Source organism: Pseudactinotalea sp. Z1748, assembly GCF_049725185.1.
Taxonomy (GTDB): domain Bacteria; phylum Actinomycetota; class Actinomycetes; order Actinomycetales; family Beutenbergiaceae; genus CALKWS01.
The window spans coordinates 127,046-151,367 of the sequence record NZ_JBMPQB010000007.1 but is presented as its reverse complement, the minus strand read 5'-3'; the positions used below and the strand labels follow the sequence as shown (position 1 = coordinate 151,367).

General features: G+C 66.6%; 25 protein-coding genes and 1 pseudogene. 11 read left to right on the top strand and 15 right to left on the bottom strand.

Annotation, left to right across the window (positions count from 1 at the left end):
• Positions 1–285: 285 nt before the first annotated feature.
• Positions 286–1,302 carry a magnesium and cobalt transport protein CorA gene (locus ACO0LU_RS15485; protein ID WP_424792250.1) on the top strand — a complete coding sequence of 339 codons (1,017 nt, stop codon included), beginning with the start codon at positions 286–288 and terminating at the stop codon, positions 1,300–1,302.
• 205 nt (positions 1,303–1,507) lie between these two features.
• Here ACO0LU_RS15485 and ACO0LU_RS15480 read toward each other — a convergent pair whose 3' ends face one another.
• Positions 1,508–1,879, bottom strand: coding sequence for a DUF4267 domain-containing protein (locus tag ACO0LU_RS15480; RefSeq protein ID WP_424792249.1), 372 nt, complete (start codon positions 1,877–1,879; stop codon positions 1,508–1,510).
• Between the two features lie 260 nt (positions 1,880–2,139).
• On the opposite strand from ACO0LU_RS15480, the gene ACO0LU_RS15475 reads away from it, so the two are divergent.
• Positions 2,140–3,027, top strand: coding sequence for a PHP domain-containing protein (locus tag ACO0LU_RS15475; protein WP_424792248.1), 888 nt, complete (start codon positions 2,140–2,142; stop codon positions 3,025–3,027).
• A gap of 465 nt (positions 3,028–3,492) precedes the next feature.
• On the opposite strand, the gene ACO0LU_RS15470 is transcribed toward ACO0LU_RS15475, so the two are convergent.
• From ACO0LU_RS15470 to ACO0LU_RS15455, 4 genes are read right to left on the bottom strand one after another with little or no spacing between them, the layout of a single operon-like run.
• The gene (locus tag ACO0LU_RS15470; protein WP_424792247.1) at positions 3,493–3,945 is read right to left on the bottom strand and encodes a DUF2871 domain-containing protein; all 453 of its coding nucleotides are present in this window, start codon (positions 3,943–3,945) and stop codon (positions 3,493–3,495) included.
• Between the two features lie 36 nt (positions 3,946–3,981).
• Positions 3,982–4,602: a response regulator gene (locus ACO0LU_RS15465; protein WP_424792246.1), complete on the bottom strand. Its 621-nt coding sequence runs from the start codon at positions 4,600–4,602 to the stop codon at positions 3,982–3,984.
• Positions 4,599–5,855, bottom strand: a complete 1,257-nt coding sequence (locus ACO0LU_RS15460) for a sensor histidine kinase (protein WP_424792245.1) — start codon at positions 5,853–5,855, stop codon at positions 4,599–4,601. The genes ACO0LU_RS15465 and ACO0LU_RS15460 overlap by 4 nt, the downstream gene beginning before the upstream one ends.
• Positions 5,821–7,917, bottom strand: a complete 2,097-nt coding sequence (locus ACO0LU_RS15455; RefSeq protein WP_424792244.1) for an MMPL family transporter — start codon at positions 7,915–7,917, stop codon at positions 5,821–5,823. Before ACO0LU_RS15455 ends, ACO0LU_RS15460 begins: the two co-directional genes overlap by 35 nt.
• Positions 7,918–8,078: 161 nt before the next feature.
• Here ACO0LU_RS15455 and ACO0LU_RS15450 point away from each other — a divergent pair, with 161 nt between their 5' ends.
• Together ACO0LU_RS15450 and tenA are read left to right on the top strand one after the other, a co-directional pair.
• Positions 8,079–8,339 (top strand): hypothetical protein, encoded by a 261-nt coding sequence (locus ACO0LU_RS15450; RefSeq protein WP_424792243.1) that lies wholly within the window; start codon positions 8,079–8,081, stop codon positions 8,337–8,339.
• 117 nt (positions 8,340–8,456) lie between these two features.
• Entirely contained in the window at positions 8,457–9,131 is a 675-nt protein-coding gene (gene tenA / locus ACO0LU_RS15445; RefSeq protein ID WP_424792242.1) for a thiaminase II, read from the top strand.
• A 175-nt stretch (positions 9,132–9,306) separates the two neighbouring features.
• Here tenA and ACO0LU_RS15440 read toward each other — a convergent pair whose 3' ends face one another.
• The 6 genes and pseudogenes from ACO0LU_RS15440 to ACO0LU_RS15415 all read right to left on the bottom strand — a co-directional run.
• Positions 9,307–9,993, bottom strand: coding sequence for an SDR family NAD(P)-dependent oxidoreductase (locus ACO0LU_RS15440; protein ID WP_424792241.1), 687 nt, complete (start codon positions 9,991–9,993; stop codon positions 9,307–9,309).
• 208 nt (positions 9,994–10,201) lie between these two features.
• Positions 10,202–10,600: a type II toxin-antitoxin system VapC family toxin gene (locus ACO0LU_RS15435; protein WP_424792240.1), complete on the bottom strand. Its 399-nt coding sequence runs from the start codon at positions 10,598–10,600 to the stop codon at positions 10,202–10,204.
• The gene (locus tag ACO0LU_RS15430) at positions 10,597–10,830 is read right to left on the bottom strand and encodes a FitA-like ribbon-helix-helix domain-containing protein (RefSeq protein ID WP_424792239.1); all 234 of its coding nucleotides are present in this window, start codon (positions 10,828–10,830) and stop codon (positions 10,597–10,599) included. Before ACO0LU_RS15430 ends, ACO0LU_RS15435 begins: the two co-directional genes overlap by 4 nt.
• A 398-nt stretch (positions 10,831–11,228) precedes the next feature.
• A complete protein-coding gene (locus ACO0LU_RS15425; protein WP_424792238.1) occupies positions 11,229–12,398 on the bottom strand; it encodes an MFS transporter in 1,170 nt (389 codons plus the stop codon).
• Between the two features lie 249 nt (positions 12,399–12,647).
• Positions 12,648–12,773 carry a hypothetical protein gene (locus tag ACO0LU_RS15420; RefSeq protein WP_424792237.1) on the bottom strand — a complete coding sequence of 42 codons (126 nt, stop codon included), beginning with the start codon at positions 12,771–12,773 and terminating at the stop codon, positions 12,648–12,650.
• 34 nt (positions 12,774–12,807) lie between these two features.
• A pseudogene (locus tag ACO0LU_RS15415) lies at positions 12,808–12,963 on the bottom strand (DUF190 domain-containing protein); the annotation flags it as partial.
• Between the two features lie 1,007 nt (positions 12,964–13,970).
• Here ACO0LU_RS15415 and ACO0LU_RS15410 point away from each other — a divergent pair.
• A complete protein-coding gene (locus ACO0LU_RS15410; protein WP_424792236.1) occupies positions 13,971–14,810 on the top strand; it encodes a helix-turn-helix domain-containing protein in 840 nt (279 codons plus the stop codon).
• A gap of 69 nt (positions 14,811–14,879) precedes the next feature.
• A complete protein-coding gene (locus ACO0LU_RS15405; RefSeq protein WP_424792235.1) occupies positions 14,880–15,470 on the top strand; it encodes a dihydrofolate reductase family protein in 591 nt (196 codons plus the stop codon).
• A 515-nt stretch (positions 15,471–15,985) separates the two neighbouring features.
• On the opposite strand, the gene ACO0LU_RS15400 is transcribed toward ACO0LU_RS15405, so the two are convergent.
• Positions 15,986–16,486: a DUF456 domain-containing protein gene (locus tag ACO0LU_RS15400; protein WP_424792234.1), complete on the bottom strand. Its 501-nt coding sequence runs from the start codon at positions 16,484–16,486 to the stop codon at positions 15,986–15,988.
• A 3-nt stretch (positions 16,487–16,489) separates the two neighbouring features.
• The gene (locus ACO0LU_RS15395; protein WP_424792233.1) at positions 16,490–16,846 is read right to left on the bottom strand and encodes a winged helix-turn-helix transcriptional regulator; all 357 of its coding nucleotides are present in this window, start codon (positions 16,844–16,846) and stop codon (positions 16,490–16,492) included.
• Between the two features lie 85 nt (positions 16,847–16,931).
• Between ACO0LU_RS15395 and ACO0LU_RS15390 the strand changes: the two genes are divergently transcribed.
• Positions 16,932–17,780, top strand: coding sequence for an NAD(P)H-dependent oxidoreductase (locus ACO0LU_RS15390; RefSeq protein WP_424792232.1), 849 nt, complete (start codon positions 16,932–16,934; stop codon positions 17,778–17,780).
• Here the strand turns inward: ACO0LU_RS15390 and ACO0LU_RS15385 are convergent.
• Positions 17,759–18,673 carry a hypothetical protein gene (locus ACO0LU_RS15385; RefSeq protein WP_424792231.1) on the bottom strand — a complete coding sequence of 305 codons (915 nt, stop codon included), beginning with the start codon at positions 18,671–18,673 and terminating at the stop codon, positions 17,759–17,761. The two genes, ACO0LU_RS15390 and ACO0LU_RS15385, sit on opposite strands and share 22 nt — an antisense overlap.
• Before the next feature lie 138 nt (positions 18,674–18,811).
• Positions 18,812–19,243 (bottom strand): DUF6653 family protein, encoded by a 432-nt coding sequence (locus ACO0LU_RS15380; protein WP_424792230.1) that lies wholly within the window; start codon positions 19,241–19,243, stop codon positions 18,812–18,814.
• Positions 19,244–19,456: 213 nt separating this feature from the next.
• On the opposite strand from ACO0LU_RS15380, the gene ACO0LU_RS15375 reads away from it, so the two are divergent.
• From ACO0LU_RS15375 to ACO0LU_RS15360, 4 genes are all read left to right on the top strand, one after another.
• Positions 19,457–21,247: an ABC transporter substrate-binding protein gene (locus ACO0LU_RS15375; RefSeq protein ID WP_424792229.1), complete on the top strand. Its 1,791-nt coding sequence runs from the start codon at positions 19,457–19,459 to the stop codon at positions 21,245–21,247.
• A gap of 151 nt (positions 21,248–21,398) precedes the next feature.
• Positions 21,399–22,394, top strand: coding sequence for an ABC transporter permease (locus tag ACO0LU_RS15370; RefSeq protein ID WP_424792228.1), 996 nt, complete (start codon positions 21,399–21,401; stop codon positions 22,392–22,394).
• On the top strand, positions 22,391–23,359 hold the full coding sequence (locus tag ACO0LU_RS15365; protein WP_424792227.1) for an ABC transporter permease: 969 nt from the start codon (positions 22,391–22,393) through the stop codon (positions 23,357–23,359). The genes ACO0LU_RS15370 and ACO0LU_RS15365 overlap by 4 nt, the downstream gene beginning before the upstream one ends.
• A gap of 1 nt (position 23,360) precedes the next feature.
• On the top strand, positions 23,361–24,314 hold the full coding sequence (locus ACO0LU_RS15360; protein ID WP_424792226.1) for an ABC transporter ATP-binding protein: 954 nt from the start codon (positions 23,361–23,363) through the stop codon (positions 24,312–24,314).
• Positions 24,315–24,322 lie beyond the last annotated feature (8 nt).

The following is a 24,322-nucleotide window of genomic DNA, read 5'->3' as shown; positions in this document are numbered from 1 at the left end:
GTCCTTGGACATGCAGACGTCGCCGGTAATCCCGGCGCGCGGGCGCGCCGCCATCGGCGTAGAGCGTAGGTATGAACCACGGTCCTGCTCGCAGGGCCGTCGACCGTGGTTCACTGGCGTCGCGCCGACATCGGTGCTCCGGGACCCGATCGGGCCCCGGGACCCGAGAGGAGCAACGATGTCAGACAACATGGAAACTGCAGTGGTCTCCGCGGAGGACATCGCCGAGCAGTACGCGGTCGCCATGGGGCTGAACGGCCGACGGCACCTGAGACGAGGGCACTCATGAGCGTGATAGCCAGCGCCGTCTACGTCGACGGCCTACCGGTCGCGACACCGGACAGCCTGGAGCAGACCCTCGAACTGCTTCATCAACATGGTGGCATGGCCTGGGTGGAGCTCTACCGGCCCACCTCCCAGGAGGTCAGTTTCATCGCGGGCGAGTTCGGCCTGCATGGGTTGGTCGCGGAGGACACCGACAAGGCGCACCAACGGCCCAAGTTGGAAAGATATGGCCACACCCTGTTCACGGTGCTGCACCCTGCTCGATACCTCGAGGATGTCGAACAGGTCGAGTTCAGTGAGTTGCACGTATTCACCCGTCCTGGTCTCGTCGTCACCGTCAGGCGACAGGCGAAACCTGACCTCGGCCGGGTCAGGCACCGTCTCGAGACCGACCCGGACGTTCTCCGTCTTGGTCCCGAGGCGGTGCTCTACGCGATCCTGGACGAGGTCGTGGACCAGTACGGCCCGGTGGTGGTCGGCCTGGAGAACGACATCGACGAGATCGAGGATCAGCTCTTCGACAGCGACCCGGCGGTCTCACGCCGAATCTACGAACTCTCCCGTGAGGTCATGGCTTTCCAGCGCGCCACCCACCCCCTGGTGGGCATGCTCGAAGGGCTCGAGCAGGGCTTCGTCAATGACGACGTGGACGTGGAACTGCGTCACCGGCTTCGTGACGTCCACGACCACACGTTGCATGTGGTCGAACGTGCCGACGCGTTTCGGAGCCTGCTGCAGAACGCCCTGGCAGTCAACGCCACCCTGGTGGCCCAGCAGCAGAGCGAAGAGACGCGCCGAGTCACTGAGGCCACCTACCAACAAAGCGAGCAGGTCAAACGGATCTCCTCATGGGGGGCCATCCTCCTCGCCCCCACCCTGGTCGGCACCATCTACGGCATGAACTTCCACCACATGCCAGAGCTCGACTGGGCCTACGGCTACCCCCTCGCCCTGCTCGGGATGGTCGCTCTCGGTGCGGTCCTGTACGCCGTGTTCAAGAGGCACCACTGGCTATGAGTCCGCTTGCTTGCGGGCCGTGGCTGTATGAGCGTTGAGAGTTGACACCCATAGGTGAAACGCCTGGGTAGGGCCTCGGCTGCATGCTCGTCCTCCAGTTGAGCCCTTCGCACGACAATCGCGGTCGTGACGCGAGTTCCCGTGACGGGGATGTCAGGTGCGGGGAGATCGACCCTGCTAGAAGAGTTACGTTCCCCGACGGGAGTCATGCACGGAGCAGGAGAACCACGCCGACCAGCATGAATGCTGCTGTTGTCCCGTGAATGCCCCATGCCGCACCGGCGCTTCCCCGCGATGCGACCACTGTTGCGGCATCGCCTACCGGAACAAGAGTGAATGCAAGGAGCGCCCAGCCGACGACGGTGGGTGGCGCCGCGAGGATAAGCGTGCCGGCCACTACGCCGGTCGCGAGGTCGCGAATCCCTTTGAGTCGGAGCCAAGGCGTCGCCTCCTCATGTGGGACGACCGGCAGGCCGAAGGTGGCAGCCATCATCCGGGGCTTCACGAGGTATAAGACTCCAACCGCGGTGATCGCCAACCCGGCGAGAGCGGCAAGCATTAGCCCAGCGAGTTCCATGCGTGTCCTGTCGAAAGTGCCAGCAACTTCGATATCCAGCGACCCTAATGGGAGACACGAGGTCATAGGAGGCCTCTTCTGGCGACCTTATAAACTGGTTACCGCAAGTGGATGGGCGATCGGGTCGTCTTGCTTCGGGATCATTCTCGACCGGACGCATTGCGCCCGCAGGTCGGACCCAGGCAGGCCACCGATTCCGCCTTAGCAGTCGCGTGGGGCCCGGCCAACAGGTGTTGATCCTCCACGGGCATCATTGATTCATGATGTTGCCTGCTGATAGTCACGTTCATAGCGAGTGGTCATGGGATACCGGTGGCCCCACGTCGCGCGCGACTGGACGTATGCGAGCCACGTGCGCCTATGCAGTGAGGATCGGTCTCGAAGCGATCTACTTCACCGAGCACCTCGACATCCCCGACACTTGGCGGGCAGAGCCAGAGGACTTGATGCCCCATCAACGGGGGTTCCTGAACAGTGCGGGCAGAGTCGACTTCGCACCATTCGACACGGTCGGCTACTTCGAGGCCATCGATCGTGTGCGCCACGAGTTTCCTGGCCTGCGCATCCACACCGGAGTCGAGTTCGGCCAGCCGCACCTCTTCGGCCGCGAGGCGGCAGAGGTGATTGACCTAGATCTCATAGATCGCGTTCTCGGTTCCCTGCACTCACTCGACCTCGGAAACGGCCGCGCGGAGCCGGGCACACTGTTCCGCGAGCACAACCCGACTGTGGTCATGAACGCCTACCTCGAACAGATTCCTGTCATGGTCAACGGTTCCGACGTGTTCGAAGTGCTTGCGCACATCGACTACGCGATTCGGACGTGGCCCACCGCCACGGTGGGACCTTTCGATCCGCGCCCATTTGAGGACGCATTCAGGGGCGCAATGCGGTCGATCGCGGACGGCGACCGGGCACTGGAGATGAACACGCGCCGCCTCTGGTCCTGGATTCCCGAGTGGTGGGCAGAAGCAGGCGGCAAGGCGGTCAGCTTCGGTAGTGACGCCCACACCCCCGACGCAGTCGCCGCCAACTTCCCTGAGGCGACCGCCATGCTGGAACACTTCGGCTTCCAACCCGGGAGAACTCCAGAAGACCTGTGGGTCCGGTCGAGAGCGACAGCGGTCTTCACTGGCGACGTTCTGTAGGCCGATCCCCCACCGGGACGGAGGTCGGGCTCACTACGGAAGCCCTGCGCATATGCGGCGACGGCGCACCCTGTTGGTCCAGTCCGACCGTTGCGGTACCGCTGCTGACGGCTAGGACTGGCACGGCGTTCGCGACGCTCCTGCAGACCGTTTCGACCCCGGTAGGTCCTAGCGAGCACTCCACAGTGGCCACGTGGGCGTGGTCGTCGCCCGGCCCGTATTGCATGTGGTGGATGGTGACGCGTCGCGAGTGCAGCACCGAGAGGACCTTGAGGAGGCCAGCGGTGCGGTAAAGCGGGTCGAGGCGGATGACGAGCGTGTACCTCGGCTCTAGGGGGTGGGCCGGGGCGTGAGGGGACTTCATCATGGAGGTCCAAGGAGTTTGATCCGTGGGGAAAGCGGGAACTGATCCCGCTCGGAGTGTGCGCGAATCGAACTCCGAAACTGAGCACTCCATGAGGAAGTTCATGCGCTTGCGGCCTGAACGGTGGTGTTCGTAGCCGGCGCGGGCCGCAGGACGGCACGGCGAAGGGCGAGGAAGAAGACGATCATTCCGGCGGTGATGAGCATGTGGCCCAGGCCGGCGATACCGGCGATCATCTTGTTCGACTCCTGGCCCAGGACGGTGAGGGATCCGTGCGCGATGAGCATCGCGGAGGTGAGGATCACTCCGGCGTTGTAGAGCCCGAAGAACCAGTCAAACAGCTTCTTGCTGCTGGAGATCGTGAACGCCTTCTCGAGGGCAAGCACGATGAGCAGCACGATGAATCCGAGGGTGAGCAGGTGAGTGTGGGCGAGGCCGAGCTGGGTGAACTGGCCTTCGGGAAAGTCGTTGAGTTTGGTGAACTCGCGGTAGAACAGGCCGGAGCCGACGCCGACGAGCATGTAGGCGAACGAGGCGTAGAAGAGCTTCTTCACGGGGTGGGGTCCTTCAGTTGGAGATGTCGTCGGGCGCTAGATGAGCCCGGTTTGTTGTGCCAGGTGAACGGCTCGGGAGCGGCTGTCGACGTCGAGTTTGGTGAAGATGTGGTTGAGGTGGCTCTTGACGGTGGCCTCGGTGACGAACAAGGCGCGGGAGATCTCTTTGTTCGTGGAGCCGGTGGCCAGGAGTTTGAGTACGTCGATCTCGCGCGCCGTGAGCCTGGGCAGCGGGTTGCGCATGCCGCGCAGCACGCGTGAGGCCAGGTCGGGAGCCAGAACCATGTCGCCGGCGGCTGCGCGCTGGATGCCGTCGATGATGACGTCGGGTGCGACGTCCTTGAGGAGGTAGCCCGCGGCGCCGGCTTCGATGGCGCCGAGGATCTCGGCGTCCCGGTCGAAGGTCGTGAGGATGAGGACGGCTGGGGCCGGGTCGAGTGCGCGCAGGGCTGCGGTGGTCGCGATGCCGTCGATCCCCTTACCCAGGCGTAGGTCGCACATGACGACGTCGGGGTGGAGGTGTGCGGCGAGGGTGATCGCCTCTTCGCCGGTGGCAGCCTCACCGACGATCTGCACGGCCTCACCGCTGTCGAGGACGGCGCGCAGTCCGCTGCGGACGACCGGATGGTCATCGACGAGCAAGACGGTGGTCGTCATGGCTTCTCCTGGGTCGGGTGGTGGATGGGGAGGTGCACGGAGATGGCAGTGCCCTCGCCGGTGGTGCTCTCGACGTCCAGGCCACCGCCGAGCTCGCGCAGGCGGGAGCGCATGAACTGCAGCCCGTAGCTCGAGGAGGGCCGGTCGCTGGCCTGTTCCCAGGCGGTGACGTCGAAGCCGGTGCCGTCGTCGATGAAGTCGAGGCGCACGGAGTCCTCGGCGTCGATGAGGCTCATGACCACCCGGGATGCCGAGGCGTGCAGACGGACGTTGCCCAGGGCCGACTGCGCGGTGCGCAGCAGCGCGACCTCGACCACGGTCGGCAGGGTCGGCAACGTGTCATCGACATGGAGCTCGGCCTGCATCCCGGTCTCCCCGCGGAGCCGGTCGAGCATGCGCTGCAGCGCAGCGGCCAGCGGGTCCTCCTCCAGCTCGGCCGGTGTGAGGGCTGCGACGATCCTGCGTACGTCGACGAGGCTGTCGCCGGCGAGTGTCTCGACCTGGCCGAGCGTGCGCGTGGCCGAGGGGTCCTCGGTGCGGTTGGCTTCAGCGTGGGCGAGCAGCCGGATCGAGGACAGCCCCTGAGCGACGGTGTCGTGGATGTCTCGGGAAATCCGGGTGCGTTCGGCGATTGCTCCGGAGTGGCGCTGGGCCAGGGCCAACTCGTCCTGCAACTCGGCCATCTCCCGCTGCGCACGCGTGAGCGAGGCGACGAGCTCCTCCCGCTCGTCCGCATCATGCAGGAGCTGGAGGTAACCGCGGGAGATGCCAAAGGCAAAGATCCCGCCGATAAGCGGACCGAAGACGTCGGCGTAACTCGTCGTGCCGTAGTGGAGGATCGGGGCAGTCACGACGACGACGAAGACGACGAGGGAGAACACCAGGCCCCAGCGGAGGGGCAGGAGGTGCCCGGCCAGCAGCCACAGCAGAAACGACACCCAGACGAACTCGGCCGACACGGCAACGGCCGCGGCCCACACGAGGGCGAACCCGATGAGCCACCCAACGACCAGAGGCCACGAGCGCACCTTGGACGGCAGGATCGTGCCGGCGACGTGCCAGACCAGGATCGCCACGCCCGCGCTGACCGCCGCCGCGGGCATGACTCCCACACCGATCGCGCGGATGACACCGATCACGGTCAGGACACCGGCAATGAGGTGCTGGCCAACCTCCATAGCCCGCACGGTGCTCGCCGCGGGCGCCGATCCGGCCGGCTCAGTGCGCGACAGCGGTGAACTCACGAGACTCATGCGCCGATTCTCCACTTAACTTGAGATGGCCAGGCCACCAGATGCGCTCGCCCACGAGGCTGAAGATCGCTGGAACGATGACCGTACGGACAATCAGCGTGTCAACGAGCACTCCCAGCCCCACGATCAGGCCCAGCTGGCTGAGTGTCACCAGAGGCAACACTCTTAGCGCGGCGAAGACGGCCGCCAGGACGATCCCGGCACTGGTGATGACGCTACCGGTGTTGGTGACGGCCTCGACCATCCCAGCGCGGGTGCCGAGCCTCTCGGCCTCTGCCCGGGCACGGTGCACGAGGAAGATCGTGTAGTCAATCCCCAGAGCGACCAGGAACAGGAACGCGAGCAGCGGGACCTGCAGGTCCAGTGCCGGCTGGTCAAACAGCGCCCGGCTCAGGAATGCTCCAGCGCCGATCGCGGCAACGGCGCTGACAAGGTTCACCACGAGCAGCAGCACCGGTGCCACGACGGAGCGCAGGAGCAGCACCAGGACCAAGAAGCTCACCGTGAGCACCAGCGGCGCGACGAGCACGAGGTCCTGCTCGTTACCTACCCGGGCGTCAAGGTCCTCGGCAACGGCTCCACCGACCAGGGCATCGGCGTCGGGCACACCGTGGACGGCCCCGCGCAGTTGCTCGACCTGGTCGAGGCTCTGGTCGGTGCTCGGCGTGTACGCGCCGGTCACCATGAGGCTCGTCAACTCCCCGTCGGCGGTCGTGCCGGCCGGGTGGGCACGTACGACACCCTCGACGCCGTTGACCGCGGTCAGCACGTCGTCGGTGGACTTGCTGTCGGTGACGACGAAGATCGGCTGGGCCTCGCCGGGCGGGAAGTGCTCCGACAGGACCTCCAGGCCGGTGGCCGACTCGGACTCCACGCGGAACTTCTCGAACTGGTCCAGCCCGATCGAGGTACCGAACAGACCGGTGGCCATCACGGCGAGCAGCGCGAGAGCAGCCAGCATGCTCGTGCCCGGGCGCCGCACCACGTGCGAGGCCACCGCCCGCCAGGCCCGGCCCTGTCGAGGAGTCACGCCGGGACGGGGGACGAAAGGCCAGAAGATCTTGCGGCCGAGGACCGCGAGCAGAGGTGGGAGGGCGAACAGCACGGCCACCAACGCCACCAGCAGACCCAGCGCGGCGGGGATGCCCAGCCCGCGGGTCATCGGGATGGCTGCCAGGACGAGCGTCAGCAGCGCGAGGACCACCGTGATGTTGGAGGCCAGGATCGCCGGGACCGTCTTGCGCCACGCCCTGCTCAGAGCCAACCGGTGGCTCTCCGTTGTCAGGAGCTCCTCGCGGTAGCGAGAGATCAGGAGCAGCGCATAGTTCGTGCCGGCACCGAACACCAGCACGCTGACGATGCCCGCATCGAACGCCAAGCCCCACGCCGAGCCAGCAGCGGCCGTCAGCCGGCCGGCGAGCCCATCGGCAAGCGCGATCACGATCAGCGGAACAAGCCACAGGACGGGTGAGCGGTAGGTGACGATCAGCAGCACCGCCACGATGGCGATCGTCACCAGCAGGAGAGTGACATCCGCCCCCTCGAACGCCGAGGCCACATCCGCCCCGAACACCCGACCACCAGTCACCTGGAGATCCAGGCCAGCAGGAGCCTCACCGGCGATGTCCGAACGCAGCTCCTCGACGATCTCCGCCGTCTGCGAACCGCTCTCACCCACGGTGATCGGCACAACGATGACAGCGGCCTGTCCGTCCTCGCTCACCATCGGCCCGTTGGCCTCAGCACCGGCCGACGAGCTCAGGACGGGCACAAGGGACTCAAGGGCCTCGACATCGGCCGCCGTCAGCACTCCGGTGTCCGCGCGCGAGCCGACCACCAGGACGGACTGCACATCCGCATCGGGGAACGTGGCCAGGAGCTCACCCACCTGGTGTGACTCGGAGTCGACAGGTGCATGTGCAGTGCGCTGGGGAGCCTCAGCCCCACCGAAGAGACCGAAGAGCGCCACCAGCACCATCACGACCACGCCGAGAGCAATCCGAGCCCCACGACGCGAGGTCAACAACTCGGAGAAGCGCGGGCAAACGAGGGAATCCGTCATACCGTCGAGTCCACCAAGTACGGCGCCGGCAATCATCGGGAGCAGGACCGAAGGAAAGATCAACCAAACGATCGAGACGGGCCGTGGCCGCGACGTTCGATGAGCATCCTCCGGTCGGCTCGGCACGGCGGGTTGGGCTTGCGGGACGGAGTTCATCGCCGATGGACTCCGTCCCGCAAGCGGTGCAGCACCCCGCCGGCGTCGGGGCGGTGATCGGGGCGCCGTCGTTCGCTGGGTCCGGCCGGGTGTGCTCATTGCAACCGGAGCTGGTCAAGGGCTTGGAGTTCGACCTGGTGGTACTGGTCGACCCGCAGCACTTGGGCACCGGCACACCGGTGGCGGTTGACCGTTACGTCGCGATGACCCGGGCCACCCAGCAACTGGCGATCCTCACCGGCACTGACGCAGCGGTGCACTGGTAGCGTCGACGCCGACCCCTCGGGAGCCCCGACGCACGGGCTGAGAGACGGCTGACGCGGCCGCCAGACCGATCGAACCTGTCCGGGTAATGCCGGCGTAGGAAAGGTGGCACCATCTCGATGTCCTTCTTCGCTGAACTCAAGGCGGCGAACGCCAGTGAGTGGAACGACTACATCGATCATGCATTCGTGCGGCATCTGGACGCCGGCACGCTGCCCTTGGCGAACTTCCAGGATTACCTGGTGCAGGACTACCACTTCCTGGTGCACTTCGCGCGCGCCTACGCACTCGCGGCCTTCAAGAGCCGCACCCTGCACGACATCCGGAACGCACACGAGGGACTCGCGCTGATCGTGCGCGAGACCGAATTGCACGTCGGGCTCACCGAACGCTGGGGGCTGACCCGGGGGGAGGTGGAGAGCACCCCGGAGAAGCCCGGGACTGTCGCCTACACCCGCTATGTGCTGGATACCGGTCTCGCCGGGGATCTGCTGGACCTGCACGTTGCCCTGGCCCCCTGTGTGATCGGCTACGCCGAGATCGGCCGTCGGCTGGAGCCCAGTCTCGACGAGGTCGCCGACCACCCCTACCGGGAGTGGATCGAGACCTACGCCTCGGACGGATTCCAGGCCGGCGCACAGGCCGAGATCAGGGTGATCGACACACTCGCCGAGCGGTTCCTGACCGATTCCCGGCGTGCTGTGATCAGCCGGATCTTCGCCACTGCCACGCGCATGGAGTCGGCATTCTGGCAACAGGCCCTGCACGAGGCAGGAGCCTCATCGCATGCATGACGCCGCCGGTGACTACTGACCGTCCTCACTGGGCCGGCGGTGCCAGCGCGTTGGTCCGTGCCGGGACGAACTCCCAGCCCTGCTGGGGCCGCATCAGCCCACGGACCGGTGTGCCGCAGTGCGATCCTCCTGCGGCCCTGCTGGGCGTTTCGCACCATGAGAACGCCCCTGGCGACTAGGGCTTCGTGAAGGACACGTCGGTGAGGTATCCGTCTTCGGGATGGTCCAGGGCCATGGCAATCAGCTTTGCTGCGCTGAACGCGCTGACGCACTGGTCTGGGTGGTACTGGCCGCCACGACCCTCACGGACCTGTCTCAATAGGTCGGTCGCGACGGCTCCGGGGAACACCGTCGTCACTTTGACCCCCGAATTCCGCTCCTCATGTCGAAGCGAGTCGGCAAGGTCTTTCAGTGCCGACTTGCTGCCCATGTAGCCGGACCAGCCGGGAACTCCGCGCAGGCCCGGAGAACTGCTCACAAAGACGACGTGACCACGGACGGCCCGGAGTGCGCCCAGGAGGGCCGCTGTCAGGGCTGCCGCGGAGATCAGGTTCACCGACATGATGTGGGCCAGCCCCGTCGTGGTCGTGTCGGCCACCGTCCTGATGGGCGCGATCCCCGCGTTGTGCACCAGAACATCGACCCGGGTCAGGGACGAGAGCTCCTGCGGCACCTCGCCATCCTGGCCCTGGTCCCACTGAACGACCCGGAGCTGGCGGTGCGATTCGACCTCCGCGAACTTCTCCAGGTTCCGTCCGATGGCGACCACGGAGAAGTCCCGTCCCAGGAGCTCAGCCACTAGCGCACTACCGATTCCACCCGTTGCTCCGGTGACCACAGCGATCTTCCCTTGATCGAACACCCAGCCAGTCTGGCACCGAAAGGTCACGGACGGTGAGACGCTCATCGTCACGGCGACGGCAAGGACGGCGAAGCGTTGCCGAACAGGTGGCCGAGCCCCTTATCGGAACATGTCGCACCCTCCCGGTTGAAGAACCAGTCGCGCTCCGGCCGTAGGGCTCGCCAGCCTCCTCGGCGCAGAGGCAAGCCACGTTCCGCAAGGGATCGGCTTACGGTGTAGTGACTGTGCAGCGCAGGCCGGGTGCGCGGCCGATCCGACGGTCAAGTGTGACGATCGGGGTGCCAAGAAGTTCGGCGAGGGCGACGTAACTGGCATCGTAGGTCGTCAGGTTCTTGCGAAGTTGCCAGGCCCTGGGTGTGAGGAGGTCGTACGGCCATTGCTCGATGGCCAGGTCCAGAAGGTCGGAATGCGCCTGCGCAGCCTGGTCAGGGGTGATGAGCCCGGCGCGTTCGTGGCGGCGGATGATGTTGGCTGTCTCGAACGGGAGCAGGCTGGGAGCGGCGAGGTCGGTTCCGGTGAGAGCGTCAGTGGCCCAGCGACCATCGGGACCTGCATCCAACAGGACCGCTACCACCGCGGAGGCGTCGCAAACGACGCGTGGCCTCATCGCCGATCGGCGTCGCGAGCGGCGAGGATCGATTCGGCGTCGACTCGGACGCCGGTGGCCTCAACGCGGGAGCGAGCACGAGCGAGAACGTCGTCGACCGCAGGCCGCCCGGCGCTCTGGATGAGCATGCCGCGCAGGTACTCCTGCAGGGACATCCCCGCGCGGGCAGCACGCGCCGCCAGTTCGTCCCGAACGTTGTCCGGCACCTCGCGTACCGTGATAGCAACCATGCAGTCATTTTAACAGCATTGCCAGCACAGCATCGGCACCCGTCCGGTTGAGGATCGGCCATCGGGACCGAGCGCGCATCAGCCGTGGGTGCCACCTGGGTGCCGCTGGCCCTAGCTGTACCTAGCCGGCGGGTATCTGGGCTCCCGGTACGGCTCCCGGACCGCCGCCACGAAGAGCAACTACCGCTTGCTCGGGCTGGTGCTGATCATCGCGGCCGTGAAACTGATCCTGACCCTCACGGGCTAGACGGTGTGACGTGACCGCCTCATGTGCGTGGGCTGTTCAGGCGCCGACCCCCTGGGGACTACGGCAGCCCAGTTCAGCCCTTACTACACGTCATCAACGTGGTTCTTCACAATGCAGGGTGTGCGCGTCGACGGCGAGTGGTGCTCCTGTGTCAGCGCCCGGTTTCCGCAACGGTGCCTCGTCTCGGGAGTCCATGCAGCATCAGCCCCATTGCGCTGAGCAGTGCGACCGCGGCGGTGAGGACGAGCAGCGTCCCCAGCCCGAGGTTGGGGATAGCTGCACCGGCGAGGGCCGGGGCTGCCACCGAGCTGACGGCTCCCACGACCAGGCAGGCCGTGAATGCCGCGCCTGCGCGGTCGGGCACCAGCTCGGCGGTCCAGACAGCGAGTATCGCCGACCCGGTCATGTATCCCATGCCGAAGATGCACGCTGAGGTCGCGGTCGCGGCCGGGGAATCGCTGGCCAGCCCGAGCAGCGCCAGCGCCGCAGCCAGCGTCACGAGGCACAGCGCCGCGACCCTGAGGCTGCCCAGTCGCTGCGCGAGGGCACCGGTCGTCACTCCCACCATGCCGGTGAGGCCGATGGCGGCGTACAGCGCCGGGATGGCTGCGGTCGGGAGGGCGCTGGCGTCGAGGGCGTCCGCCGCGTAGGTGAAGTAGATGACGACGACCGCGAAGTAGACCACGGAGTAGGCGGCCGGGACGCGCAGCGCTCTAGCGAGCGAGGGCCCGCCGCGCTGTCCGTCCGCGCGTGGGCCCGGCCGGGTCCGCGGCACCAGGCGCAGGTTGAGGACGGCGGCGGCCGTGGCGGCCAGGGCGATGCCGGCCCAGACCAGCCGCCATGATCCCAGGGCGGCGAGGACGGCGAAGCCACCGAGCATAACCAGTCCACCGCTGGTGCCGGTCGTGATGATCGCCAACGTTTTGGGCTGTTGCCGCGAGGACACCGTCCGCGTCACGATGTCGGAGTACGGTGCCCAGACCCAGCCACCCGCGCTGCCGGCCAGGACGGCACCGACTGCCAGCAGCCAGGGGGACTGCGCGACCGTCACGATCAGCGCCCCCAGGGCGCCGCAGGTCCCGCCCACGGTCGTGGGAGCGCGCGAGCCGCGGCGAGCGGCGAGCGGGCCTGCGAGGAGCAGGCCAGCCAGGTAGCCGGCGAACGTGGCGCTGGCGACAAGGCCGAGCACCAGCTCGGACAGCCCCAACTCCTGCCGGATGTCGGGGAGCGTCAGGCCGTAGGCGTAACGGGCCATGCCGAAGGCGACCCCGACAACCGCCGCTCCGGCCAGGCCGACCCGGCCGCCCGCGGTGAGCGTCATGAATGCTCCTCATCCTCTGGCATGCGCTGGTGCCGCTGGCCCCCGCGACAGCCTGACTGCTCACCTACTGCGGCAGAAACCCGCCCATGGCCACGATCGATGCCGCCGACGTTTTCGGCAAGTCATCCACGGCCACCGCGGGCGGAAAGACTGACCCGCTCTGCTCCACCCGATGAACGCTGCACACCGGTGCCGCCCGGGAGCCCAGGATCGTAGCGGCGCGGAGGGCTGTGTTGGCGCCACCGGTGTTCACGCCGATGGCCAGATGGCCGTCGCGAGCGCGAGCCCGGCCCAGGCGGCGCCCAGGCCGGCGGCGAGCCTGAGCAGGATGTTGACCAGGGCGTAGAGGCGGGAGCCCCTCTCGGACAGGCGCATGGTCTCGTAGCCGAACGTGCTGTCAGGACGAGCGTCATGCCGGCTCCGTGGGGGTGTCGCCGAAGTGGCGCACGACCTCGACGTCGTCGATCACGGCGATGCCCTCGGTGATGATCCCGTTGAGCTGCGGCAGGAACGCGCGGATCTTGTCCGCCTCGTCGATGAGGACGATGCTCAGGGGCAGGTCCTCGCTGAGGCTGGGGACAACCGCCGAACTCGGTCAGGAGAACCATCAGGACGCCGATCACCACACACCTGCCCACGTTGGCGACAAAGGTCGCCCACGGAAACGAACCTGCCCTGTGGGGCACCCACAGGGGATCCCCCTGCGGAGCGTCACCACGGCAGTTCCCCGAGCCATGTGCAACGCACGTGCAACTCATGCGCCTAGCACCCGCTGGAAGAAGCGAGTAGCAAATGAGGGCGGTGGTCCGTTCGCAAGCATGTTCCTCCGCGTCAGCCATGGGTCGAATCCGAGTGGAGTTTGTTTTCCGCGGTCCGGGTCGTCACCCCATCGCGCGGTCCAGTAACCCAGGTGTCGCACGTACTCATGGGCGTTCTCCCACCACACCGGGTCAAGCTCCGCGAGTGGCTTCCGCGCGTGCTCCGGGAAGCGATGTGACCACCCGACCGCCCCGAAGTGCGTCCCTAGTGCTTGCATCAGTTCACGGTCGAAGTGGGGCCACCCCTCGGGAAGACGATGCGATTGTCGTTCCCACGCACGCTGGAAACGGGCGGTCGCCTGGGAGACCTCGGTCGGTCGCACCTCCGCGGACCTGGAGCGTTTGATGACGTCTCGGAGAGCGTGCAATTCCTCGACGATCTCGGTCGCCGCTACCTGAGCCGCTGTCCTCCTCTTCAGCTCGATGTCGCGTCGAAGTGCACTTCGGGCCCCGATGTACCCCGCCCCCAGAGCCCCGGCGAGGCTCGCTATCCCGGCGACGACCGCGCTGATCCAGCCACTATCCATGCGGACCACCATCCATGTGGCGGAGCATGGCATGTCCTTCCGACATCGCGATCAGCTTCAGCCGAAGTGCTTCCGCCGGCTCGCTGGCATAGAGACAGGCGACGATCGGGAGGTGCGGTGGTGACGTCCCGCAGGGGATCGTCCTACGGGGGAAGCAATCGGTCCGGCGAGTCCTGGGGCGCTGCTGCGGTTCAGCCTCGGGCAGCGTCGTGGGCAATGCTGTACGCATGGAGTACGTGTCCAGGACGCTGCGACCGCCGCTCGACGGCCTGGTCCACGACATCTACTACCTGGCGGGCGAGCCGCCGTACCGCCGGTTGACGCTGCCAGCGGCGCCGGCACCGCTGCTCATCGTGAATCTCGGGGCGCCGTTCCACATCCGGGCGGGCAACGCCGTCGAGGCGGCCGAGTACGCAGACGGCTGTGTGGTCAGCACGCCCACCCGTGCGTGGGACTTCAGCTACCCGATTCCCAGCCGGTCGGTCGGCGTGCATTTCAAGCCATGGGGGCTGGCACCGTTCCTGCCGATGGCCGCGGACGAACTGCGTGACCGGCCGGCGACCATCGAGCAGGTGTGGGGTCGGCCGACCATCGCCGAGTTGCGGAACCAGGTGGCCGCAGTGGCCGAACCCGACCAGATGCTGACGCTGCTCGAGGAGGCGCTGACGCGTCACCTGCGGGAGATCCCCGGCCTGGATCTGGTTCGCCACGTGAGCGCCGCCATCGCGGCGTCCGGTGGGACGGTGCCGATCGGCGATCTGATCGCGGCGCGAGGTGTCAGCAGCACCCATCTGGCACGACGTTTCAAGCAGGTCATCGGCGTCACGCCGAAGCGGCTGGCCCGAGCCCACCGCTTCTCTACCACCGTGCTCGCTCTCGACCCCGCCGACCCGATCGACTGGGCAGACCTTGCCGCTCGCGCCGGCTATTTCGACCAGGCGCACTTCGCTCACGAGTTCCGAGAGTTCACCGGCTTCACGCCGACCCGGTACGTCGAGGTCCGGAGACGTTTCCTGCGCGAGCATCCCGGCCACGTGCTCGACGGCTGGCCGTTGCCGGCCGATTGATTTCGTACAAGAGCGAACAGCTTGACGCGCCGCAGACTTCAGGGGCAGAGCCCCATCGAAGGAGTCCCCATGAGCAAGGTAGTCATGTACGCGTCGGTGTCGGTCGACGGCTTCATCGCAGCCCAGAACGACGACCCCGGGCCGTTGTTCGAGTGGCTGGTCAGCGGTGAGGTGGCGCTGGATGAGACCGGCGTGCTGAAGGTGTCGCAGGCGTCTTACGACTACGTCCGACCCTACTGGGACGAGATTGCGGTGACGATCGCCGGGCGCCACGTCTTCGACATCACCAACGGCTGGGACGGGACGCCGCCGGCTGGGGTTGACCACGTCGTCGTCGTCAGCCACCGCCCGCCCCCGGATCGGTGGGACCTCGAGGCGCCGTTCCACTTCGTCGACGGTATCGAGGCAGCGGTGGCCAAGGCGCGGGAACTCGCGGGTGACCGCACCGTCGAGGTCGCGGCCGGAGACGTCGGCGGCCAGTTCCTCGCCGCGGGCTTCGTTGACGAGGTGCGGATGGACGTCGTCCCCGTCGTGCTCGGCTCCGGCAAGCGCTTCTTCGGGTCGGTCGATGCTCAGCACCTGTTGGACGATCCCGACCTGATCATTCAGGGCATCCGAGTGCTCCACCTGCGCTATGGCGTACGGCGGTTGCCGAGCTGATCACGTCACGTGCATTCGTAGAGGCCGAGAGCCTCAGCCAGCCATGTCCGGACGTCCCGTAGCCGGAACGTTCAACGCAGAAGCGCTCCGCTGACCTGCGCTAACGTCCGTGCTCGTTCCGGTCCGTCCCGTAAGACCAGTCCGGTGATGTGTCCGGTGAGGGGGCGTTATCTGAACGCCCTCTCGGTGACGCCGCAAGAAGCGGGCGTGCCAGGCGCTGTCAGCATCGACTGGGCCAAGTTGGGCCTGCGGGACCGGGTACAACTGGCGATTCTCGCCTACGAGAGCGGCCTGGTCCGGGTAGGCGGCAGTTGACTTCTGGCGGTCCGCTCGGACGGGGAGAACGCCAGAGTCGGCCATGCCCGCTGAGGCAACCACACCTGCGGTGATCGACCAGCCGATGTCGGGCGCCAGTTCCGGCATGCGGTGGCTAGACCCGAGCAGGGCTAGCAGGAGTCGACGTCATCGGCTTGGCGGCCGAGCCCTCCAGATATTCAGTGTCGGCGTTGGCCAACTCAGAAGTGCACCAACGCACCGATCGCGAACACCGACGCCGCCAACGACGCGCAGATGAACTCGATGATCATCCCCAGCCCCATCGACTTCATCGCCTCCACGGATGAACGCAGCGCGGCCCGGAGGTCGCGCCGGCGGTACCACTCCGCGGCCAGCAGCCCGATGGCGAAGCCGAGGAACAGCCCGACGACCGGAATGACGAACATGCCCACGATGGCGCCGGCCACGCCGACCAGGACCGGAGTGTTCGGGATGCGCTCTCGACGCATCTTCCGGCCGGTCAGGATCAAGGAAGCGCTCATCCCCGCCAGGGCGAGCACCGCGCCGATGATGCCGGCCGTCCACGAGGCACCCGACCCCAGGATCCAGGCCCAGCCGACGACGGTGATAAGAGTCAACGCTGATCCGGGCAGGATCGGGAAGATCGTGCCCAGAACCGCCACCGCGAGCAGCAGCGCAGCCACGACGGTGACAATCACGTCCAGTGTGGTGGGATCCATCGTTCAGGTCGTCCGCGCGGTGGCGGGAGCCTGGGTGGTGCCATAGGTGGCGCCCCAATGGTCCATTTGCTGCACCACCGCACGCAGCGTGGTGCCCAGTTCGGTGAGTGCGTACTCCACCTTCGGGGGCACCTGCGGGTGGACCGTGCGTTGAATGATGCCGTCCTCTTCCAGTTCCCGCAGTTGACGGGTCAGCGTGCGTTCGCTGGCGGTGGGCAGGCGTCGGTGCAACTCGTGGGTGCGGTGCACGCCGTGCTCCAGCAGGTGTTTGACGATGGTGAGTTTCCAGGCTCCCCCGAGGACCGCGACCGCGATCTCCACCGGACACACCTGCGCGGCTCGCTGGACCGATGCTCGCACGCTTCCTCCTCTCGGCCACGAATGGCCGTACCGGCACAGAATTTCGGTACTTCCGCCGTCGACGTCGGGCTGTGACAGTAGCAGCATGACGACGACGCCTCCCCACACGTTTCTCTGGGTCAGCGCCCATCCGGAGCCGGCTTCGCTGAACGGGCACCTGAGGCGCGATGCCACGACGCACCTGCAGGGACGCGGCCACGAGGTGCTGCAGTCCGATCTGTACGCCATGGGCTGGAACCCCGTCCTCGGACCGGATGCCGTGATCTCACGCCCAAGCCGGTTCAACCCCTCCGACGACGTACGACGGGCCTACCTCACCGGGGGCCTCGCCCCGGACATCGTGGCCGAACAGGAGAAACTGCTCGCCGCGGACGCCGTCGTGCTTCAGTTCCCCCTGTGGTGGTACGGCATGCCCGCCATCCTCAAGGGGTGGTTCGACAGGGTGTTCCACTCCGGCTTCGCGTTCGGGAAGGACCCGGCCACGGGCCGCCGGCTGCGTTTCGAACAGGGGCCCTTCGCCGGCAAACGCGCCCTCGTCGTCGTCACGCTGGGCGATCGGCCGCGCTCGATCGGGCCACGGGGCAAGAGCGGGGAACTGCAGGAGATGCTCTTCGGCCTGCTGCACGGGACCCTCGCCTACACCGGGATGGAGGTACTGCAGCCGCTGCCCGTCCCGAGTGCCGACTTCCTCGACAGCCACGGGTACGGCCAGGTCAGGGCGCAACTGCGCACCCGGTTGGACGCCTTCTTCACCGACGCGCCCATCGCCTACCGGCCGCAGTTCACCGGCCAGTACACCCGTGAGTGGGAGCTGAGCGACCACATCCGGCCGGGCGAGACCGGGTTGTCGGTGCACGTGCTGGACCCTGGCGAGGCCGTTGACGCCGAACGCCAGGTGGCAGTCGATGGGTGCTACGCGGCGGCCTCGACGTAGACGAAATCGCCGACCTCCGCGAGCCCGACCTGCCACACATCCAGGGTGTAGGGCGCCCAGACGCAGTCCACATCGGCGTCCCACTCGATCTCGATCCACACCCGGGTGGGGTCGGCGTCCAGGTCGGCCTGGACGATGCTGCGCTCGGTACAACTGTGGTAGCCGGTGACCAGCAGAAGGGCCGTGCTCGGATCCGCGTCCTGGACCGCCAGGAGTCCGGGGCCGGACTCGCCGAAGTCGGCCAGGGCAGCGGCCAGGCCGTCAAAGGAGTTCTGGTGCCGCACCGGCCCGGAGAAGTGCGAGGCCACCGCCTCCATCGCATCACGGTCGACGGTGTTCTCATCCCAGGTAGCCAGGAAGTCACCGACCGCCGTCGGTCGCGCCGGCTCCGGTGCCGTGGTGCTGGAGCCGGTGCCGGAGGTGATCGGAACCGAGCCGGGGACCTCGCCGCCGGTGAGGCTGAGGGGTACGGCCCACACGTCGAGGGTGTAGGGCGACCAGTCACACACCGTGTCGGGATCGGGCGAGGCGACCTCGAAAACGACGCGGACGTCGTCGTCCTCGGTGATCACGATGATCGAACTGGTCTCGGTGCACTGGTGGTAGCCACCGATGACGAGGAAGTGCTCGGTCAGGTCAACCTCATCCAACTCCACGAACTCGGCCGGATCGGCACCGGGCAACGTGCTCACCCAGTTGTCGACATCGACGTCGGAACCCAGCACCACCGCCTCGGCCAGGTTCACCTGCCCGACCCACTCCCGGCCCTGGCCGGCCTCGGAGTAGGTCGCGATCAGTTCGCCGGCCTCCTGGTGTTCCGCGCCCGCCGCACCGCAACCGGTGGCCACGCCCAGCACGACAGCGAGCGCTGCTGCGGATCTGATTCGATGCATTGCTCCACCCTCCCTGCCTCCCCTGTGTGCCGGGGGTGGCGATTGTGACGGCAGGATTCGAAACGCGCTCCGCGCTTATGCCGCAAGGGGTGTGTACGTGGCGGCAATACCAGACCGTCCGCCTAGTGAGGACTGAAGTCAGGCTGCCGTCCGGCTTGTTCGCGTGAATCGGTCCGCCCACAACTTCCACTGCCACAACGTGAGTGCCATCGACATCCCGGTGCCAGCGATCGCGCCGGTCATGTTACGCCGATGGGCGGCCATCATCGCGCCGACGAGCGAACCGCTGACCACGGCTGTCAGGGCCAGGATCATCGGCTCCGACCTGGGGTCCCGGGTCCAGGACTCTTCACCCAGAATGGCCCGCGTCGCGAACGAGGACGTGTCGTGAGCCGGCGGGGTTATCACCGGGTTGACCGCCATCCAGGCGCCGATGGGCGCGTACAACCACCAGCGCCGCGTCCACAGGGGAACCAACAACAGTGGGGTGCTCAGGAGCCTCGACCAGGCGCTGATCGGATGAGCGTGCCGCTGGAACAGCCAGGCGTAGAACGTCTCCTCGGGCGGCACAGGTCCAGCCTGATCGTCACTCGGCTGTGCCGCAAGCACCTCGTTCCACGAGTTTCTGACATATCCGGCTGAAACGTCCGGAACGTTACCACTTCGTGACTCCTCGTCCCCTTGACTTATGAACTTAAGCGGTTAAGCATGGGGCCTGACGGGTCACCCCCGTCGGCGGTAGCGATGTGGCCGTGACTTACGAGGAAGTGAGGATCCAGAACGATGAGAAGACGTGGACATGGGGCAATTGCCCTGGTTGCTGCCTCGGCCTTGGTGCTGGCAGCATGCGCGGGGGAGGCCGACGACGTCGATCCGACTCCCGAAGGGGATGGCGGCGCGGGCGCCGAGGTCGATGAGGACACCGACGAGGAAACCGAAGGCCTGGCCGAGGTTGAGGAACTGGTCAGCGAGTACCCGCGGGATGAGACCGTGTTCACCAGTGGGCAGCAATGGGGGCCGCCGTCCAGCTGGAACCCGATTACCCAGTCCGGTGAGGCCACCGGTGTGCGCGGCTTGCTGTACGAGCCGCTGTTCATGTTCCACCCCAACTCCCTGGAACTCGAGCCATGGTTGGCCGAAAGTGGGGAGTGGGTCTCCGACGACGTCTTCGAGATCAACCTGCGCGAGGGCCTGACCTGGTCCGACGGCGAGGCGCTCACCGCTGACGACGTGGTCTTCACCATCGAACTCGGCGAGTACCCCCAGGTTCCCTGGTCGAACCTGTGGAACTGGCTCGATGAGGCCGAGGCCGTGGACGACACCACGGTGCGGTACACCTTCTCCGACCCCCGGTATGAGGAGTGGGACAACTTCCTCTACACCAACAACATCGTGCCCGAGCACATCTTCGGGGACTGGAGCGAGGACGACTACATCTCCAGCCAGAACGAGGACCCGGTGGGTTCTGGTGCCTATCTGTACTCCACCCACGGCCCGGACCGCATGGTGTGGGAACGCAACGACGACTGGTGGGGAATCGACGCGCTCGGGATGGAGATGCCGGCCCAGTACATCGTCGACATCGTCAACCCCTCCAACGAGGTCGCCCTCGGTCTGCTGCTGCAGGGCAACCTGGACCTGAGCAACAACTTCCTGCCCGGGATCAACACCCTGGCCGACAGCGGCCAGGTGGAAACCTACTTCCCCGAAGCGCCCTACATGCTCTCGGAGAACACGGCAGCCCTGTTCCCGAACACCCTGCGTGAGCCGATGGACGACGCCGCGTTCCGGCAGGCGCTGGCGCACGCTATCAACGTGGACCAGATCGTGACCGGTGCCTACGGCAACATCGTCGAAGCCGCACACCCCTCCGGGATGTTGCCGGCGTACGAGGAGTTCTACGCCGAGGACGTCACCTCCGAACACGGTTTCGGTTACGACCCCGACACCGCCCGGAGCATCTTGTCCGACGCCGGCTATGAGGACAGTGACGGTGACGGGTACGTCGAAACACCTGATGGTGAACCGATCGAACTGTCCCTGATCGTGCCGGCCGGGTGGACCGACTGGATGGAGGCGGCCCGGGTCATTGCTGAAGGTGCCCAGGAAGCCGGCATCAACGTCGTCGCGGACTTCCCGGACGCCGGAGCGCTGGACGATGCCCGTGCCACGGGCGAGTTCGACCTGCTGCTGAACAACTTCTCGGGTGTGTCCAACACCCCCTGGACCTGGTTCAACTACGTGTTCCACCAGCCCATCCAGGAGCAGATGTTCCCCGGCAACTTCGGCCGGTACGAGAACGACGAGGCCTGGGATCTGGTACAGGAACTGGCCCGTACCGCTCAGGACGACCCCGCCTACATGGACATCATGGCCGATCTGCAGGAGATCACCATGACCGAGTTGCCGATGATCCCGCTCTGGTACAACGGGATGTGGGCGCAGTACAACACGGAGGTGTGGACCAACTGGCCCAACTCCGAGTCCGGCCCGGACTACTTCCCCAACACCTGGGGCGGCGGCTTCCACCAGGGCGGACTGCACACCCTGGCTGAGATCGAGCCGGCAGGCTGATCCGTCGGCGGTGCCCCACCATGAGCGGTGGGGCACCGCCACGGCTGTGGCGCGCTGAAGCGTAGGCGGCGCCGGCACCGGTTGGTGCCGGCGCATCTACCGGCGCTGCCGCCGGAACGTCGCCAGTCCAATCCACCTGAGACGAGGGAACGTGGGACGCTATCTCGTACGGAAGCTCGCGATCTACCTCGCCACGTTCGTCGTGGCGGTCAGCGTCAACTGGGCCATTCCACGACTGATGCCCGGCAACCCGGTGGATCGCATGATCGCGCGGGCCTCGGTGGCCCACCCGGAGGCCATCGGGCCGATGCGGGCGTACTACGAGGGGATCTTCGGGCTCGACCTACCCGCCTGGCGCCAGTACATCAACTACTGGGCCGAACTCCTGCAGGGAAACCTGGGCGTCAGCGTCTGGCTCTTCCCCGCCCAGGTCAGCGACGTGCTGTGGCAGGCAGTCCCGTACACGTTGAGCCTGATGATCCCGGCGATCCTGCTCAGTTGGCTGATCGGCAACAAGGTGGGTGCGCTGACCGCACGCCGCAAGATCCTGGACAACACCATCCTGCCGCTGGGCTACCTGCTCAGCGCCACCCCGTACATGTGGGTCGCGATCCTGCTGGTGTGGGTGCTGGGCATCAATCTGGACTGGTTCCCGGTGGCCGGTGGCTATGACTTCTCCCTCCGGCCCACATGGTCGGTCGGATTCGTGCTCAACCTGCTCACGCACTGGTTCCTGCCATTTCTGTCCCTGTTCCTCGTCGCCCTGGGCGGCTGGGCGATCGGGATGCGCAACGTCATCATCTACGAACTCGAAGCGGACTACGCCAACTACCTCGAAGCCCTCGGCGCCCCGCACCGCCTGGTGCGCCGCTACGCCTACCGCAACGCCCTGCTGCCGCAGATCACCGGGTTGGCGTTGCAACTGGGCACGGTCCTGGGTGGCGCGTTGGTCACCGAGGTGGTCTTCGCCTACCCCGGGTTGGGCTACCTGATCCTGCAGGCGATCCAGAACCAGGACTTCTTCCTGCTTCAAGGTGCCCTGTTGTTCGTGGTGGTCGGCGTGCTCGTCGCGAACTTCATCATCGACCTGGCCTACGTGGTGGTCGACCCACGAACCCGAACCGGAATGCAGGAGGCGAACGCATGAGCACCACACCTCCACCCGTTGCCGGCGCCGCACCGGAACCTACCAAGGAACTTCCCGGCGATGCCCTTGAGGCACCCGACACCGCAGCGGCCACCCCCGGGACGGGGCGAGCACGCAAGGGCAAGCGCAACGAGACGCTGTACTTCGCTCTGCGCAACCCCAAGGTGGTCGGCGCCCTCGTCGTCGTGCTCGGGCTCTTCGGCCTGGGCATGATCGCCCCGCTCACCTTCGATCACGGCCCGATGGACTACGTCGGCGCAGCCATCGAACCCCCCTCGGCGCAGCACTGGTTCGGCACCACGATGTTCGGCCAGGACGTGTTCACCCAGTTCGTGGCCGGTCTGCGGTCCACCTACATGGTGGGTGTCCTGGCGGCCAGCCTGGCCGCAGTGGTGGGGATGACGATCGGGTTCGTAGCCGGTTACCGCGGGGGCTGGATCGACGAAATCCTCAACATGCTCACCAACGTGGTGCTGGTCATCCCCGGCTTCGTGGTGCTCATCGTCATCAACGCCTACCTGGGCGTGCGCAGCGTGCCGCTGCAGGCGCTGTACATCGGATTGTTCTCCTGGCCATGGGTGGCCCGGGCGGTACGCGCCCAGACGTTCTCGCTACGCGCCCGGGAGTTCGTGGACCTGGCCAAGCTCTCCGGCCTGTCCACCGGCGCGATCATCCGCCGCGAGATCGCCCCGAACATGTACTCCTACCTGTTCATGACCTTCGTGCTGCTGTTCGGCGGATCGATCCTGACCGCTGCGTCGCTGGACTTCATCGGGCTGGGCCCCACGAACGCGATGTCACTGGGCCTGATGATGAACCAGGCCGTGCAGTGGAGCGCGCTGCACCTGGGCATGTGGTGGTGGTTCGTGCCGCCGGGAATCGGTATCACCGCGATCGTCGGATCGCTGTACATCATGAATGTGGGCCTGGATGAGGTCTTCAACCCGAAGTTGAGGGAGACCTGAGATGAGTCTGGACGTCGACGACCTGAGGGTCTATTACCGCACCCTGTCCGGGGACGTCAAAGCCCTCGACGGAGTCACCTTCTCCATCGCCGACGGCGAGATCATGGGGATCGCCGGGGAGTCCGGCTGCGGCAAGTCCACCCTCGGCAAGTCCCTGATCCGGTTCGACACCCGGATGCGCCACATCGGCGGCAGCGCGCAACTGGACGGGGAGAAACTGCCGGTCGGCGACGACAAGGCGATGCGGCCCTACCGGTTCCACGAGATCTCGCTCATCCCGCAGTACGCGATGAGCGCGATGAACCCCACCCGCAAGATCGGCCGGATGATCCGGGAACTGGTCCGCTCCCGCGGGATCTCCTACGAGCAGCTCCTACCCGAACTGCACCGCCGGCTGGAACTGGTGGGGCTGGACACCGAGGTGCTCGCGCGCTACCCGATCGAACTCTCCGGCGGGATGAAGCAGCGCATGGTGCTGGTGCTGTCCACCCTGCTGGACCCGTCCCTGCTGATCGGTGACGAGGTGACCTCCGCGCTGGATGTGTCCAGCCAGAAGGCGGTGGCACGGGCACTGGTGGAGTTCCGCGACCGCGGCTTCGTGCGCTCGATGATCGTCATCACCCACGATATCTCGGTGCTCTACCAGATCGCCGACACCATCATGGTGATGTACGCCGGGCAACTGGCGGAGAAGGCCTCGGCAGAGACGATCATCCACAACCCCAAGCACCCCTACACCAAGTTGCTCATCGGGGCGCTGCCGGAGGTGGGCGAGCGGTACGACGGCACCCAGCTCGAGGGCATACCCGGACGCCCGCCGGCGCTGCTGGACCCACCGGCCGGTTGCCGGTTCCGGGACAGGTGCCCACTCGCGCACGACCGATGCGTGAAGACCCCTCCCTTCGTGGAGATCGAACCGGGCCACCAGGTGGCCTGCTGGGCGGTGACGCACTGATGTTGAGC